18 protein-coding genes are annotated in these 14,620 nt (G+C 38.9%); 2 read left to right on the top strand and 16 right to left on the bottom strand.

Translation table 11 applies throughout. The features are described 5' to 3' along the window. Positions 1 to 9 precede the first annotated feature (9 nt). Complete coding sequence (queF, locus tag CO686_RS01890) at positions 10 to 501, top strand: preQ(1) synthase (RefSeq protein WP_000082583.1); 492 nt, start codon at positions 10 to 12, stop codon at positions 499 to 501. 57 nt (positions 502 to 558) lie between these two features. Here queF and CO686_RS01885 read toward each other — a convergent pair whose 3' ends face one another. From CO686_RS01885 to CO686_RS01845, 9 genes are all read right to left on the bottom strand, one after another. Further along, positions 559 to 1,227, bottom strand: a complete 669-nt coding sequence (locus CO686_RS01885; protein ID WP_000714823.1) for an MIP/aquaporin family protein — start codon at positions 1,225 to 1,227, stop codon at positions 559 to 561. A 108-nt stretch (positions 1,228 to 1,335) separates the two neighbouring features. Next, entirely contained in the window at positions 1,336 to 2,127 is a 792-nt protein-coding gene (locus tag CO686_RS01880) for a DUF2785 domain-containing protein (protein ID WP_001227786.1), read from the bottom strand. Between the two features lie 106 nt (positions 2,128 to 2,233). Continuing rightward, positions 2,234 to 2,548, bottom strand: coding sequence for a hypothetical protein (locus CO686_RS01875; protein WP_000959513.1), 315 nt, complete (start codon positions 2,546 to 2,548; stop codon positions 2,234 to 2,236). Next, complete coding sequence (locus CO686_RS01870; RefSeq protein WP_000359227.1) at positions 2,542 to 2,958, bottom strand: hypothetical protein; 417 nt, start codon at positions 2,956 to 2,958, stop codon at positions 2,542 to 2,544. The genes CO686_RS01875 and CO686_RS01870 overlap by 7 nt, the downstream gene beginning before the upstream one ends. Continuing rightward, a complete protein-coding gene (locus CO686_RS01865; RefSeq protein WP_000037150.1) occupies positions 2,946 to 4,229 on the bottom strand; it encodes a Tle-like phospholipase domain-containing protein in 1,284 nt (427 codons plus the stop codon). The genes CO686_RS01870 and CO686_RS01865 overlap by 13 nt, the downstream gene beginning before the upstream one ends. A 9-nt stretch (positions 4,230 to 4,238) precedes the next feature. Further along, on the bottom strand, positions 4,239 to 4,916 hold the full coding sequence (locus CO686_RS01860; RefSeq protein WP_000745947.1) for a hypothetical protein: 678 nt from the start codon (positions 4,914 to 4,916) through the stop codon (positions 4,239 to 4,241). A gap of 136 nt (positions 4,917 to 5,052) precedes the next feature. Next, positions 5,053 to 5,769, bottom strand: a complete 717-nt coding sequence (locus CO686_RS01855) for a hypothetical protein (RefSeq protein WP_025172971.1) — start codon at positions 5,767 to 5,769, stop codon at positions 5,053 to 5,055. Positions 5,770 to 5,989: 220 nt separating this feature from the next. Further along, positions 5,990 to 6,688, bottom strand: coding sequence for a hypothetical protein (locus tag CO686_RS01850; RefSeq protein ID WP_000746966.1), 699 nt, complete (start codon positions 6,686 to 6,688; stop codon positions 5,990 to 5,992). 135 nt (positions 6,689 to 6,823) lie between these two features. Continuing rightward, positions 6,824 to 7,495 (bottom strand): hypothetical protein, encoded by a 672-nt coding sequence (locus CO686_RS01845; protein WP_000745946.1) that lies wholly within the window; start codon positions 7,493 to 7,495, stop codon positions 6,824 to 6,826. 191 nt (positions 7,496 to 7,686) lie between these two features. On the opposite strand from CO686_RS01845, the gene CO686_RS01840 reads away from it, so the two are divergent. After that, on the top strand, positions 7,687 to 8,655 hold the full coding sequence (locus tag CO686_RS01840; protein ID WP_000748116.1) for a hypothetical protein: 969 nt from the start codon (positions 7,687 to 7,689) through the stop codon (positions 8,653 to 8,655). Between the two features lie 91 nt (positions 8,656 to 8,746). Here the strand turns inward: CO686_RS01840 and pepF are convergent, their stop codons facing one another. From pepF to CO686_RS01805, 7 genes are read right to left on the bottom strand one after another with little or no spacing between them, the layout of a single operon-like run. Next, a complete protein-coding gene (gene pepF / locus CO686_RS01835; RefSeq protein ID WP_000435561.1) occupies positions 8,747 to 10,543 on the bottom strand; it encodes an oligoendopeptidase F in 1,797 nt (598 codons plus the stop codon). A 10-nt stretch (positions 10,544 to 10,553) separates the two neighbouring features. Continuing rightward, positions 10,554 to 11,297, bottom strand: coding sequence for a 16S rRNA (uracil(1498)-N(3))-methyltransferase (locus CO686_RS01830; RefSeq protein ID WP_001188184.1), 744 nt, complete (start codon positions 11,295 to 11,297; stop codon positions 10,554 to 10,556). Position 11,298: 1 nt separating this feature from the next. Beyond that, positions 11,299 to 12,249: a 50S ribosomal protein L11 methyltransferase gene (gene prmA, locus CO686_RS01825; protein ID WP_096753436.1), complete on the bottom strand. Its 951-nt coding sequence runs from the start codon at positions 12,247 to 12,249 to the stop codon at positions 11,299 to 11,301. Beyond that, the gene (locus tag CO686_RS01820; RefSeq protein WP_045592520.1) at positions 12,228 to 12,629 is read right to left on the bottom strand and encodes a hypothetical protein; all 402 of its coding nucleotides are present in this window, start codon (positions 12,627 to 12,629) and stop codon (positions 12,228 to 12,230) included. Before CO686_RS01820 ends, prmA begins: the two co-directional genes overlap by 22 nt. Beyond that, positions 12,626 to 13,054: an NUDIX hydrolase gene (locus CO686_RS01815; RefSeq protein ID WP_070657348.1), complete on the bottom strand. Its 429-nt coding sequence runs from the start codon at positions 13,052 to 13,054 to the stop codon at positions 12,626 to 12,628. The genes CO686_RS01820 and CO686_RS01815 overlap by 4 nt, the downstream gene beginning before the upstream one ends. 1 nt (position 13,055) lies before the next feature. Next, positions 13,056 to 14,117, bottom strand: a complete 1,062-nt coding sequence (locus tag CO686_RS01810; RefSeq protein WP_070657346.1) for a site-2 protease family protein — start codon at positions 14,115 to 14,117, stop codon at positions 13,056 to 13,058. Between the two features lie 19 nt (positions 14,118 to 14,136). Then, positions 14,137 to 14,607 (bottom strand): DUF3013 family protein, encoded by a 471-nt coding sequence (locus tag CO686_RS01805; RefSeq protein WP_070657344.1) that lies wholly within the window; start codon positions 14,605 to 14,607, stop codon positions 14,137 to 14,139. Between the last annotated feature and the right edge of the window lie 13 nt (positions 14,608 to 14,620).

The raw sequence follows: 14,620 nt of genomic DNA, 5'->3' as shown, positions 1-14,620 counted from the left end.
GAAAAAAACATGTCACAACAAGAAGAAATGAAAAACCTAAGCCTACTGGGCAACAAAGAAACCAACTACATTTTTGACTATCAACCAGAAGTTCTCGAATCCTTTGACAATCGTCATGTGGAAAATGATTATTTCATCAAATTCAACTGTCCTGAATTTACCTCCCTTTGCCCAATCACTGCTCAGCCAGACTTTGCGACCATTTATATTTCCTACATTCCTGACAAGCTCTGCGTCGAGTCAAAATCCCTCAAACTCTACCTCTTTAGCTATCGAAACCATGGGGATTTTCACGAAAACTGTATCAACACCATCGGGAAAGACTTGGTCAATCTACTAAACCCTCGCTATTTGGAGGTATGGGGAAAATTCACTCCGCGCGGTGGCATCTCAATCGACCCCTACTACAACTACGGTAGACCTGGAAGCAAGTATGAAGGTTTGGCAGAACAACGCCTCTTCCAGCACGACCTTTATCCAGAGAAAATTGACAACCGTTAAACAGATACGAAAAAGCCCTGTTCCTCAAACTGAGGAGCAAGGCTTTTTGAGTTTCAATTATTCTTCTGTTCCAAGGAAATTTTTCGCAACAAGTGCTGCAAGAACGCCACCAACGATTGGGGCAAGGATGAAAATCCATACTTGTTGAAGGGCTGCACCACCTACCAATGCAGCAGGAGCCAAGCTACGAGCTGGATTTACTGAAAGGCCAGTAATGTTCAATCCCACAAGGATCATAGCCATCAAGGACAAGCCGATTACCAAACCAGCGATTGCGCCATTACCCTTGCTTGCTGATGTTACAGTCATGATAACTAGGACAAACAAGAAAGTTGCGATGACTTCAAACAAGAATCCACCAAAGACAGTGACACCGTTTGCCAAGGCATTTTCACCAAGACTAGCAGTTGACATGCCTGAGTTAGACAAGAGGAAGAATACTGCAGCTGACGCAAGGAAAGCTCCAACTACTTGTCCAAGGATATAGTTTACAAGCTCTGAAGATGACAAACGTTTGTTTACAAACATAGCGATCGAAACCGCCGGGTTCAAGTGCGCACCTGAAACAGTTCCGATTGAGAAAGCTGCAACTACGATTGCCAAACCAAAGGCAAAAGCAATTCCAAGGTGTCCAAGGCCATTAAGACCATTTCCAAAAACAACAGCTCCTGTTCCAATGAACACAAGCATAAATGTACCGATTAATTCAGCAACAAATTTTTTCATGATAAATCTCCTTTTTTCAAACTATGTATTAGTCTATCAAAAGAAGGAAAGTGTTTCAAGAAAATTGACTGGAAAGTATTTGAAAATCATGAAACGACTCGCTTATCCTTAGTACTGAAAAGATTGAATGGCTTCTTTCAAGGCATCTTGTAAACTATTTTTCTGGTCAAGTTGGATATAGACTTCCAACAGACAGGATCTGAAGTTGGAAAATTTATAAAAATCTTCCCTCTCTTCTATCGGAAAGTCAATAGTTTTTATCCAAGAAGCTACTTGTTCTTGCCCTAATTTCCCTTGCAAAATGGGTTCATAAAGTACTCTCGCTAAGCGCCAGTCCTCATCATTTGTAAAACGAATGGTAATTCTTTTAAATAATTGACCCAGTACATCAAATACTTCAGAAAATCTGTTACTAGGAAAATCTGGATGACAAACGACTTCCGTCAAGAGATCCGCTCCATGCGCAAAAGCGTGAACCCAACCATACTGACTTGAAAAACCTGTCGTATCCTTTTCTTTTTTAAGGTAATACAAACCTTGAGATAGCATAGCATTTCTTATATCAGCTTTTAAGCCTTTATAGAAAAGAGAGTGCTCGTTACCATCTGCATACAAAAGATTGGCATAAATAAGCGCCCTAAAAGAACGTTTAAGAGTTGAAACTCCTCTACTATCAATCTCTTTGTATAGCCTTTCATTAGAGGAGACCTCTTCTGAGATAAACTGAAACTGCTCAAGGGAAAACAGTTCTTCTTGAATTCCTCTAGCCAAACTCGTAAAAACAAGTTCATCTCGAATTTCTGGAGAGGGATCTCCTAAATGCTCAAGCAACCACTGAATTTCTTCTCGACTATAGCTTGGTTTTTCTTCTGTCACTTTTCTTTGTAATTTTTTACGCATCTCAAGCACCTCTACATTTCTAGTAACTTATCAAAAAGTCATCCGAAGATGACTTTGAAGAGGAATATTTGGAAAAATTGGAAAGGAACATGGCATAGTTAAAGCACTATTTTTTCTTTTTCGGAGTTAAATCTTCAAAAGATGTACTATTTTTACTAATAGTCTCGCTAATGGCTTTTTGTCCCAACCCATTAATTGAGCTATCCATTTGAGCTGCTAAAGTCGTTACAGCAGTTTTATTTGTCATAGCAAGAACCCCTATCTCCTCATCGTACTTATCTACAATACCTTTTCTACCTGATTTTATAGGAGGAGCACAAAATGTTTTGATAGCTGCTCTTTCTAATGTTTTTTTGATTTCTCGCCTGGCTGATTCTGACATAGGTCCAATCAAAGCGTCTATGACTAAATCCACTAGCATTTCTTCTGCCTCCTTTCTAACTCATATAAGTCTTTTCTTTGACTATAACTCTCTTCTAACTCTTTTTCTAAGCGAGAACGCTCTTTTCGGTACTGAGTCTGCAACTCTTCATCTTTTGCCTCTATTTTAGCATACTGCCGAAGATACTCACTACTCGTCTCACTTGAATAAGATTCTAATAACATCAGAAATTGGTGATGCTCCCCATCGTCTCCAGATTTCTGTCTAGCAAAATCATAAGCAACGTTCTCAAACTCCTCATATAGTCTTGTCAACTGAGAACGATTATGATCTAAACTTTCATAGGATTCTTCTATTTTCTTCTTAGCAGTTCTATAGTCATCCTCCAAGGACCAAAGTCCCTCTTCTTGCTTTTTTATTTTCACTTGGATTTCTTCTAGTTTGTCCATTGATTAATATCCCTTGCCAAGCTTTCGTCTCCTTCAACTGCTTGTTCAACACCCTTCTGAATATTCGTTTCCAAATCCGTAAAGGCTTTTACAATCTCAGCTGATTTACTTACTTTTTTATCAAAATGTCTCTGAGTTTCACCCACAATACTATCATAAGTTACCCCAGCTTCTGCATAGACATCCTCTATCTCATCATAAGTTAACTCTGTGACGAACCAAGGAACTTCCTTACTTTTATCGTAGAGTGTTTCAGCATCCGCAACTGCTTTTTTCGCAACTGCCTCAATCTCGCTGTGTCCGTTGCTGACACTCTCTGTCATTGCCGTCGCAACAGCTGTTGCTTGGACGCTGTCCAAGAAAAACATCTCATGGCTACTTATACTACCATCTGATAAAAATTGGGTACTCAACTGCTTTAGAAGTCGATTTTTGACACCTTGTAATTTCTTCAGAGTTTCATAGTTCTTCTTTTCAAGTCCAGTCATCTTCTCTGGACTCTGATTTTCCAAAATATCTTTGATTTGGTTAATTTGATTTTTATCACCCGTAATATCTGGATCAATACTGTGCCCACCGGAATTTTCAAGCAGATAATCTTCCCCCAAGTATACACCTAAAAAAGGTTTTGAGATATTGTTAAGAAAGTCATCTTGAGTCCGGATTCGTACTACTTGACCTGTGAATGTCTTTTGTTTATTGATTATCTTCTCCCTTGCCGAATCCCACGGAGTCAGATAATCTATGATTTTATCTTTAGATTCGATAAGACCTTCTAAATAGAGAGGCGCTGAGTTATATACCACAGTACGCGGAGCGTTATACTCTAAGGCCACCCTCTGAGCGATGTTACCTCCTAAAGAATGTCCAGTTAGAGTAATATTATCCCCATATCTCTGTCGAATCCTTTCATAAAATTTGAAAGCTTCATCATAATGAAAACCGAGCGCCATGGCTATACTACCGACATCTGTAGCGACATCCTTGACTATATCCGCATTAGGATTCGTTCCCGTATAGGCAATAATCACCTCTCCACTGTCCTTATCTAGGAAGGCTGTACCACTCGTCCCAGTAAAGTCATCATGAAAATCATCTAGATACTGGAGGTTAGAGGGGAGAGGTTTACTTCTGTCTACTGCATTAAGAAGTTGTTTTCTATCATCATGTCCAATTTCAGGTTGATTAACTCGCACATTCTCAAATTCGTAAGTCAGATTTGCTGCATCTAGAGTAGCAATACCACTATTCGCTGTATCCTTTTTACTCATACTTCTCTCCTAATTCGATACTCTCTCCTTAAAATAATAGCCATCATTAAAATCAACAGTAACAGAATAATAATAAAAGTCATCTAACCTCAAAGAACTACCAAATCCTAGCACTGTTTCAGCTTGTTGCTGTTTATTAAAATATTGGTTAATCGTTGTGTTTTTAATAATATAATCTATATCAAAAGAACCATTATTTCCATTAAAATGTTTGTTTTTTAATGATAATTTACTTAAAAACTCTTTATCTATACCAAGTTTTTGAAACAAAAAACCATCAAACTTCCATATTCTTTTAGCGGTTTCTTCATCAGAAAAAATAAATTTGTTGTCTATATATTGAACACTTACTACCACTTCATCGCTTTTTGGCGCATCTTCCTTCGCTGGGCTTTTAGCAAGAGTACCCGTTATTGTATGCGATGTTGCATCACCTTTCAGCTTAATTTCTGTAATAGAATCATCAATTCCATCACTTTTCTTTTTGAAATAGACCTGCTCAATCTCAAATCCTTCCGGAAATTGCTTAAACAAATCAAACAAATTCTCGGTTGGATAGACACGACTGACCTCAGAGACTTTGTTCTCAATCCATGCTCGACTATTTTTATTTTCTCCACACCCTGTTAATCCTATCATTATCAATCCTCCTAAAAGTAACATTGTGAGAAATATGCGTTTTTTCATAACCCTCTCCTTACTTATGATATTCAATAAAACAACTAATCATAGTTCCCTTATAGTATACCATAAAAGAAACATTTCCTTGCTATCTTATTAAAATTCGTTAGTCAGATTAGAAGCATCTAAGGTCGGCACATTACTATTTGGCATCTATCTTCTTCATACTCTTACTTTTTCCTGTTATAAGTTCTGAATGAGATATATTTTCTCCGTCAAAAACCACAGGATAACCGTATTCATAGCCAATAGTTGCAGAGTGGTCTGCACTAATAAAAAGGTCTAACGATTCACTTGATTGTATATGGAAGTAATCCTGAATAATTTTACTATTTACATTTTTATAAGTAATAGAAGCATCACCAGTCTCCCAATTATAGTACGTTTTTTTGAGTTCCAATTGAGACAAAATTGCTTTATTTAGTTCTAACTTTTGAAATAAAAACCCATCATAAAACAAATCATCTTTAGAAACTTCTGGATTCAAAAATTCCAATCCTTTTTCAGTGTACACAACACGGCTTTCTAAAAGCACTTTTTCTTCATAAGGATTACCTCGAGCTTCTATTCTTTTAAAATTACCAGTTATTTCTTTTGTTTCTGCATTTCCTACGAGTTCAATCTTCTGATAACGAGAATAGTCCTTCGTCTCATCGTAGGTATCAATACTTCTAATCTCAAACCCTTCCGGAAATTGCTTAAACAAGTCAAAGAGATTTTCAGTTGGATAGACACGACTAACCTCAGAGACTTTGTTCTCAATCCATGCTCGACTGTTCTTATTTTCTCCACATCCTGCCAATCCTATCATTATCAATCCTCCTAAAAGTAATATTGCGAAAAACGCGCGTTTTTTCATAACCTTCTCCTTATTTATGATATTCAACAAAATAGCTAATCATAGTTCCCTTATGGTATACAATAAAAGCAACATTTCCTTGTATCTTATTCAAATTTACAAGTCAGATTCGCTGCATCCAGAGTTGGAATTTCACTGTTAACCGATTCTTTTTCACTCATTCTTTCGCATGCTCCTTATTTATAATCAGGTCAATCAGGATGTTTTAAATGTTAGCAAATTAATTAGAAACACTATTTCTATCATCTATCCAACTTGAAACTATCTCACTCATTCCATCATTTGGGTTATCCTTAAAAGCAATATTAACATTCAATCGATAACCTTTTGTATTATTATAAGATTCCGCTCCACTTATTGATAAAATGTGTTCTCCATTTGAATTAAGGAAATTATTTATTGTAGAGTCATCACTAATATAATAGATTTCAAACACATTGCGATTTGAAAAATATTGAAACTTTTCAAGCTTCATTTGAGATAAAACATCTCTATTCAAACTTAATGTTTGGAATAGAAAACTTTTATAACCCCAAATTTTTTCCGCTACCTCATTGTTAGAAAATATAAATTGACCATCTTTATATTCTACATCAACATGGTCTTTCACTTCTTCTTTATATGGTTCGGTAGATATTTTTATAGTCTCTATCTTTCCTTTTATGGTTTGATTTTCTGCATCTCCATCTAAGGAAACTACTGTTCTGAGCGAATCCTTATAGAATGTTTGAGTAATATTAAACCCTTCCGGAAATTGCTTAAACAAATCAAAGAGATTTTCAGTTGGATAAACACGACTGACCTCAGAGACTTTGTTCTCAATCCATACTCGACTGTTCTTATTTTCTCCACATCCTACCAATCCTATCATAATCAATCCTCCTAAAAGTAACATTGCGAAAAACATGCGTTTTTTCATAACCTTCTCCTTATTTATGATATTCAACAAAATAGCTAATCATAGTTCCCTTATAATATACCATAAAAGCAACATTTCCTTGCATCTTATTCAAATTTATAAGTTAGATTAGAAGCATCTAAAGTTGGAATACCACTACTCACCATTATTCAACTCTCCATTAGACACTGTTTCTCTAAAATAATAACCGTCTTTGTAATCAACAACAACAGAATAATAGTAATAATCATTACTCTGCAAAGAGCTTCCAAATTCTAATACGCCATTTTTAAGACCATCCATTTTAAAAAATTTGTTTATTATTGGATTATTCACACTATAAGATATGTCAAAACCATTAGTTACACTGTTATAACTCTTATTTTCTAATTTAAACTCAGATAAAATACTTTTATTAATCGTTAATTCTTGAAACAGAAAACCTTTAAGTTCCCAAATTTCCCTCGCTCTTTCTTCATCTGAAAAAATAAATTGCTGTTCTATGTAATTAACATCTATAATGTCTGTCTTTTTTTCTAACTTTAAATCTTTTCGAATTAATTTACCAGTTATCGTCTTGAACTGACTATTTCCGGTTAAGTATATTTTTATGCTAACTTTATCATTCATGTATACTTGATAGACCTCAAACCCTTCCGGAAATTGCTTAAACAAGTCAAACAGATTCTCGGTTGGATAGACACGACTGACCTCGGAGACTTTGTTCTCAATCCATTCTCGACTATTTTTATTTTCTCCACACCCTGCCAATCCTATCATTATCAATCCTCCTAAAAGTAACATTGTGAGAAATATGCGTTTTTTCATAACCCTCTCCTTGCTTATGATAATTAATAAAACAACTAATCATATTTCCCTTATAGTATATCATAAAAGGCTGATATGACTGTTTCATCTATGATGTTAAAATCCTGTCTAATTCATTTTAAAACACTGTAATCCTAAAGGTCATGATATAATAGCCAATGAATAACAAGCATTACTTGAAGGAGAAATGTATGAAAAAATCGTTCAGACTTTGTTGCCTAGCTTGTGTGACAACACTAGCCTTAGCCCTTGGTGCTTGCTCATCAAAGCCATCTACTAGTTCTACAAATAATTCAAACAATCAGGCCTCTACCTATCACAAGAAAGATGTAACTGGTCCTGCCGCTTCATTTGACTGGAATGCCAAAGTTGAACCTACCAACTATGAGAGAACCTTTGTTGAAACCAACAGTAGCAGTCAATTTAATAAAACTTTAGATCGCACGAAAGAGGCGGCTGAGAATCTTGAAAAAAAGAAAAAGGAAATTTCGGATCCTAAGGTTCAAACAGCCCTCAAATTAGTGGATGCTGTCTTTGTCAATCAAGAAAATTTTGACCTAGTTGTGAAATCAGCGAGTGCTAGCAATCAAGAAGAGTTATTTGATAAGATTTGGAACGAATATTTAGTCCCTGAGTTAACTAAAATCCGTCCGAATTTTTCAAATGATACCATCTTTGAGTATAAGGGAGAAAAATATCCTCTGAAAATTTATGCACCAATGTTTTTCAAGGTCAACACCAATGCATTAGGAAAAGCAGGTGCCTATACTCTTGAGGACTATAAGGTGGAGGGCGACATGGTTTATTTGAAATTTATATCCCCAGCTGTAGATACTTACCAATATGAAGTCAAAGCATCCTATCACACAGACAATCTCGAATTCTTTCAAGGACTGGTAGAAGAACAACAAAAGGTTCTTGAAACAGACTATGCTAAAGCTCTAAATATTCGATTTGTTTATCAATTAGCGGCGCTTGATTTTAAAGCTGACAACTACGTAGACCTAGAGGGCATGGATTATCTTGATCGTAACACCCATTACCTTGCCATAAAAGTGGATAATAATGGAGAAGCTAGCCTTGATAATGAAAATCTCGCCAACCTTTTACAAATTAGCATGAAGGCTTCAAACGAGGCCAATAAAGGAAAATTTGAATAAATCTTTAAAGCATAAAAAAATCACCTCAAACAGGTGATTTTTGTGTATTCATCTTATCGATAAACCGTCTTAAATCCGACACTGGATACCCTTACTCTCCCAACTCAGCACTGTAGGCGATAATCTGGTCAACTGTTTCAGACAGAAACTGAATCGTATCACGGAGTGGTTTGTCCGTTGAAATATCCGCTCCGATAATCATGGCTGACTCAAGCGGTGTCTTACTGCCACCTGATTTGAGGAGGTTGAGCCAGTCTTCAGCTCCAGTTTCAGAGTTTTTCAGATGGAGATAGCCAGCAGTCGAGATGACAAGACCAGCAGAGTAGGTGTAGCTATACAAGCCCATGTAATAGTGAGCTTGGCGCATCCAAGTCAAGGCCGCATCGTCGTCAATTTCAATAGCATCTCCCCAGAAATCTGTCAAAACTTCCTTCATAATGCTGTTGAGCTTGCTTGCTCCAAAGGTTTCCCCTTCTTCAATCAATGTATAAACCTTACGCTGGAAGGCTGCTTCCAAGAGGTGGGTGATGAAATTATGGAAGTAGGTATCTGTTAAGCGGTGGGCAAGGGCAAAGCGTTTTTGACGTGGGTCATCAGACTGGTACTCCAAGTAGTCACTGAGAAGCAATTCATTGAAGGTTGATGGCGCTTCAACGTAGTAGGTCGACATGTGGGCATTAAAGTAGCTTTGGTAATTGTCTGAAAAGATAAATTGACCAGAATGCCCAATTTCATGAATCAAGGTATAGACATCGCTCAAACGGCCTGTCCAGCTCATGAGGACATAAGGGTGCACGCGATATGGATCCGCCGCATAACCGCCAGAATCCTTGCCACTATTAGCAGCGAAGTCCACCCAACGTTCTTCTTGATAGCGAGCAACTTCCTGACAATATTCTTGTCCCAAAGGTTCAACTGACTTCATGACCAAATCATAGGCATCATCAATAGTCACTTCAGGATTGAGGGCGCTGTCCAAATCCAATTTCCAGTCTGCAAAGGTCATCTTTTCAAGTCCATTGACCTTGGCAACATGCTTGAGGTATCTCTGAGCTACTGGTGCAAAGTCCTTCATGATGAGGTCTATCTGACGATCAAACATGGCACGATCCACTTCTTGCTCAGCCAGAAGATAATCAAAGACTGAGTCGTAGCCCTTCATATCAGCCAAGAGTTTTTCCGACTTGACTTGAGCTAGATAGGCTGCGGCAGCCGTATTTTGGTGCTTACGTAGTCCTTCTGAGAAGGAACGGAAGGATTTCTCACGAACCTCAGCGTCCTCGTGGTTTTGGTAGAAATTCTCATAGGTAACAAAGCTGTTTTTGTAGGTCTTGCCATTGGCTTCAAAGTCAGCCATTTCAAAGTCCCCAGCTCGCATCTTAGTATAAATATCCTGAGGACTGTAGAAAACTTCACCGAGATTGGTTAAGGCCTTCTCCACATCAGCCCCTAGGTAGTGGGCTTTTTTGATTTTGGCCTGACGAATGGCTGCCGTCAAATGTGGCAATTCACCCAAACGGTCCAAGACTTCCTCGTCTGCTGCCACCAAGGCATCGTCAAAGAAGGTCAAGGCTACGCTGGCATCTGTTTCAAATTCCATCCCAGCTTGGGCAATATTGGCAAATTCTTCATTGCTATAGTCTGTCGTCTGAGGCATAAAGGCGTAATTGCCGATATGACTCATCTGAATGTAGATTTGTTCCAATTCCGCAAAGGCCTTTTCAAAATCCTCAAACGTATGAAGATTGCCCTTGTAATCACGGCTAAATTGGTTGATATCTTCGCGAGCTTTCTCGATTGCTCGCAAGAAATCCTCACGGTCTTGGTATAGGGCAGTTAAGTCCCAAAGTTCCTTTTCTGGAAATTCTGAACGGTGTTTTTGTTCCATTTTCTTCCTCTTATTTCTCTAATTCTACTAAAACACTAAGGGCAGATAAGGCGTAAAGTGGCGCTGTTTCTGCTCGCAAGATGCGAGGGCCAAGTCCTGCAAAAACAGCTCCTTTAGCTTCAAAACTTTCAATTTCTGCTGGTGAGAGACCACCTTCTGGGCCAAAAATAAAGAGCAATTTGGCTCCTTTTTCAAGACCAGTGACTGCTTGTAAGAGCGCAGCAGCTTCTCCCTCTTTTGCTGATTCTTCATAAGCCACCACAATTGAGTCAAACTGGTCCAGCTGGGCTAGAAAATCTGCTTTTTTCTCAAAAAGCTGGATACTTGGTACAATATTACGCTTGCTTTGTTCTGCTGCTCCAAGGGCAATTTTTTCTAGCTTTTCAACCTTTTTACCCAATTTCTTACCATCCCATTTGGCAACTGACCAGTCGGCAGGAAAGGCCCAGATTTGACTAGCTCCTAGTTCTGTTACTTTCTGAGTAATAAACTCCAGCTTGTCTCCCTTGGGAAAGCCAGATGCAATGGTGACTTGAACGGGCAGTTCCACATTGTCAGCTAATTCTTGAACCAACTCAAACTGACGCGCTTCCACATCTATCACGCGCGCCAAACGCTTGATGCCATCATCAAAGACCAAGGTCACCTCATCCTCTTCTTTCAGCCGCATGACCTGAAACATATGCTTGATGGTTTCCTTGTCCTCGATAGTTACAGGAGAGATTGCACTGCCTTTGACAAAATACTGCTGCATGCTAGCCTCCAATCACACCAGAAATATCCTTGGTCTTCTTAAAGACACAGGCATTCCATTCCCCTTGAATCATGTGGGTTTCAAGGAAAAATCCAGCTGACTCAGCTGACTCGCGCACCATGTCCCACTTGTCCTTGATAATCCCACTCATGATCAGGTAGCCTTCGTCCTTGACCAAACGATAAGCATCGTCTGTCAGATGAATGAGAATATCCGCCAAGATATTGGCCACAATGACATCTGCTTCAATCTCCACACCCTTGAGCAAATCTCCAGCAGCAACATGGATGTTTTCCATGCCAGGGTTGAGCTCGATATTTTCCTGAGCCACCCGAACCGCCACATCATCCAGGTCATAGGCGAAAATTTTCTTGGCACCAAGTAGCGAGCAGGCAATGGAGAGGACACCTGAACCAGTTCCCACATCTAGCACCGTTTCGCCACCACGAAGAACCTGCTCCAAGGCAAAAAGGCTCATCTTGGTCGTTGGATGCGTTCCAGTCCCAAAAGCCATGCCTGGATCCAGCTTGATAATCTTTTCTCCAGCAGTCGCCTCGTAGTCCGTCCAGGATGGCACGATGGTCAAGTCATGAGTAATGCGAGCTGGCTCATAATATTTCTTCCAGTTGTCTGCCCAGTCTTCCTCAGCCAAGGCAGTCGTGCCCATCTTGACCTCTCCTAGATCCATAAAGTCTGTCAGTTCTGCTAAATGAGCCTGCAAATCTGCCTCAACCACTGCCACATCAACCGTATCAGGATAGTAGGCGGTCACTACGATTTCTTCATGTTGCTCGACCTCTGGGAAAATCTCACCAAAACGGTCGACATTCCCCACATAGTCCATGCTGTCTTCAATCGCAACACCTTGCGCCCCCAGCTCAATCAAGAGATTGGAGACCAGCTCCTCTCCCTCACGCTTCACTGTAACTTTTAACTCTTGCCATGTTTCCATTTTGAATCTTCCTTATTTTTCTTGAATTCCTCAATCACATCTGTGTAGTGTTCTTTCATTGCGCTATGAATCTGCTGTTTAAAAATACCAAACGTAAGATAATAAACAAATAGAACAATTCCTTCAAACAGTATCAGAAACAAAAAATATTCTGAAAATGAAAGTGTTTGATTATTCTCACCTTGTAAAGACAGAACATACAGCAGCCCCCAGATAACAGCCATAGAAATCCCAGCTACTTTCATACCACTCTCTCTCTGCTTCTTTAACTTTAAATATTCCAAATAGATGAATGTAGCTTCTTCTCTAGAATATTGTCCTGTTTTTAGTTTGCGTTTAACTTCCTTGTTTAACGTCGTTGTTGCAATTGCAAAAATCATTTTATTTCCTCCATATAATCCCTCACCCTATCCTGCAACTGGGGTACAACCTTATCTGAGCCAAGAAACTCCTCAACGCTCATCAGTTTGTAGCCCTGCCCTTCATCACCAAAGACAATCTTGTCAAACTGTTCCTGCGTTAACTTACCAACTAGAAAGACGGATTCCTTCCCCTCAAAAAGCATACTTGGATACACCTTACCCCAAAGCAGGCAATCTTCAGTCAGATGAATTCCTAATTCTTCGTAAACTTCGCGCGCCGCGCACTCAAAAGGACTTTCATCACCCTCTCGTCCGCCACCTGGCAATTCCCACATATTGGGCCAAGGAATGCTTGCCTTATCATCACGCAAGATAGTTAAAATCCTATCCTCACAAAAGAGGGCAATTTTGCAACCTGTAAAATCAGAAATTTCTATTTCCATATCAGACTCCTTCGGCTAATTCTTCCTCTAACTCTGCTAACCAGTTTTCATAATAACGTTTCTCGTCTCGCACCAAACGGCTGGTCCTCATGTTTTTTCTAGCAATCTTTATAGCCTTGTCAGTCTGATCCATATCTTTCTTTACCAGAAATTGATAACAGGCTTGAATGATCTGTGTATCTGTCATTTTTAGAGATAAGAAGGCTTTGACTCCTCGATTACATGCATATTGCTCCGCTTTTTCATGATCTCCTTCTAGCAAGGCAATGTGAAGAAGGTATAATTGGGAAAGAGTTTGAGACATTGGATTATCTGTTTTATCTAATAAAGACTGAAAGTGTTTTTTGGCAGCCTCTATCTGATTATCGAATATGAAAACCAGTCCCTGAAAAATTAGAACACTTTCTGCAAAACTCCCTCTCGCATTCTCATCAACAGGCATGATAAAGTCTTTCAAATCATATTCTTGAGGAGCTAGCAAGGTCTGGGCAGAATGCCTCAACACCAGGTAGGCGTATTTGGTATTTTCAGGATGTTGTAGCAATTCCCAAATTTTTGCTCCATCGGTAATCCCAACTGGCTTAGCATTGATGAGAAGAAAAGATAGATTTAGACAAATCCAAGTAGCTGCAAAATACCAGTTAGCTGTCAAAATTCCATACAATAGGGCCAATAAAATCAAACCAAGATGAACCATCAAGCCTCCTGCAAGCATCAGGATGATTCTTTGATCACTTTCATCTTCTTTTAATCCAATATACTGAGCACCAACATTTTTCAGAACGGCTGTTCGACTCAGATGAAACTTGCCTGACTTTTTGGTCAAAAGAAAGTTTCCTAATCCAAAAGCCACCAGGCGATAGCCTGTCAGGTAACCACAAAATGCATGACCTAGCTCATGAAGGATAAATATCAGATAAATGCTGAGAAAAGTAAATAGATAGCCTGGAATAAAGACTAAAGAAAAATCTAACTCTTTAAAGGCAATCGTCCCAAAAACAAATCCTAGCATCAAAAAAACAAAGGACAGACCAGAAATAAAAGACAAGCCTATTTTCTTCATATACTTTCTCCCCTAGTCTCTAGTATCTCGGATAAGGATAAAACTCTCCTTCTTCCAAGCCGACTTTCCCTTCTTCAAAGACTTCTTGGTTCCATTCCATGACGAACTCTTCTGCTTCTGAGTCTTCCAAAAAGTCCATGAGCGTATCCAGCCCAACCTCTGCAGTGTCTTTGAGGAATAGAGCAAAATAGTTTAAAAATTCACGAGAAAATCCTTTCTTTGGCAGATAAGGTATAACTGTCAAATAGTCTTCCTCATTGACAGTTGACTTAGCAGGGTTGTAAAAGAGTACCGCTTCTTCAAAGAGAATGTCGTCTGACGAAACTTCTCCGTCCTCATCCACCATCTCTACACCAGCAGCATTTTGCGCTTCTAGAAGAAAACTCACTTCAACCGCGTGGTTGCGCTTATCCCAGCTAATCTCATAGTCAAAGGGAAAGTTCTTGTCCAACTCTTCCTGTAAAACATCTAAAAATCCGTATGTTGCCATTTTGTCCTCTTTC

Source organism: Streptococcus oralis (assembly GCF_002386345.1).
Lineage (GTDB): Bacteria > Bacillota > Bacilli > Lactobacillales > Streptococcaceae > Streptococcus > Streptococcus oralis_S.
This window is presented reverse-complemented; position numbering and strand designations above follow the sequence as displayed.

Coding starts and splice junctions, on each gene's coding strand:
- queF (WP_000082583.1), top strand. CDS start 10: ATGTCACAACAAGAAGAAATGAAAAACCTAAGCCTACTGGGCAACAAA.
- CO686_RS01885 (WP_000714823.1), bottom strand. CDS start 1,227: ATGAAAAAATTTGTTGCTGAATTAATCGGTACATTTATGCTTGTGTTC.
- CO686_RS01880 (WP_001227786.1), bottom strand. CDS start 2,127: ATGCGTAAAAAATTACAAAGAAAAGTGACAGAAGAAAAACCAAGCTAT.
- CO686_RS01875 (WP_000959513.1), bottom strand. CDS start 2,548: ATGCTAGTGGATTTAGTCATAGACGCTTTGATTGGACCTATGTCAGAA.
- CO686_RS01870 (WP_000359227.1), bottom strand. CDS start 2,958: ATGGACAAACTAGAAGAAATCCAAGTGAAAATAAAAAAGCAAGAAGAG.
- CO686_RS01865 (WP_000037150.1), bottom strand. CDS start 4,229: ATGAGTAAAAAGGATACAGCGAATAGTGGTATTGCTACTCTAGATGCA.
- CO686_RS01860 (WP_000745947.1), bottom strand. CDS start 4,916: ATGAAAAAACGCATATTTCTCACAATGTTACTTTTAGGAGGATTGATA.
- CO686_RS01855 (WP_025172971.1), bottom strand. CDS start 5,769: ATGAAAAAACGCGCGTTTTTCGCAATATTACTTTTAGGAGGATTGATA.
- CO686_RS01850 (WP_000746966.1), bottom strand. CDS start 6,688: ATGAAAAAACGCATGTTTTTCGCAATGTTACTTTTAGGAGGATTGATT.
- CO686_RS01845 (WP_000745946.1), bottom strand. CDS start 7,495: ATGAAAAAACGCATATTTCTCACAATGTTACTTTTAGGAGGATTGATA.
- CO686_RS01840 (WP_000748116.1), top strand. CDS start 7,687: ATGAAAAAATCGTTCAGACTTTGTTGCCTAGCTTGTGTGACAACACTA.
- pepF (WP_000435561.1), bottom strand. CDS start 10,543: ATGGAACAAAAACACCGTTCAGAATTTCCAGAAAAGGAACTTTGGGAC.
- CO686_RS01830 (WP_001188184.1), bottom strand. CDS start 11,297: ATGCAGCAGTATTTTGTCAAAGGCAGTGCAATCTCTCCTGTAACTATC.
- prmA (WP_096753436.1), bottom strand. CDS start 12,249: ATGGAAACATGGCAAGAGTTAAAAGTTACAGTGAAGCGTGAGGGAGAG.
- CO686_RS01820 (WP_045592520.1), bottom strand. CDS start 12,629: ATGATTTTTGCAATTGCAACAACGACGTTAAACAAGGAAGTTAAACGC.
- CO686_RS01815 (WP_070657348.1), bottom strand. CDS start 13,054: ATGGAAATAGAAATTTCTGATTTTACAGGTTGCAAAATTGCCCTCTTT.
- CO686_RS01810 (WP_070657346.1), bottom strand. CDS start 14,117: ATGAAGAAAATAGGCTTGTCTTTTATTTCTGGTCTGTCCTTTGTTTTT.
- CO686_RS01805 (WP_070657344.1), bottom strand. CDS start 14,607: ATGGCAACATACGGATTTTTAGATGTTTTACAGGAAGAGTTGGACAAG.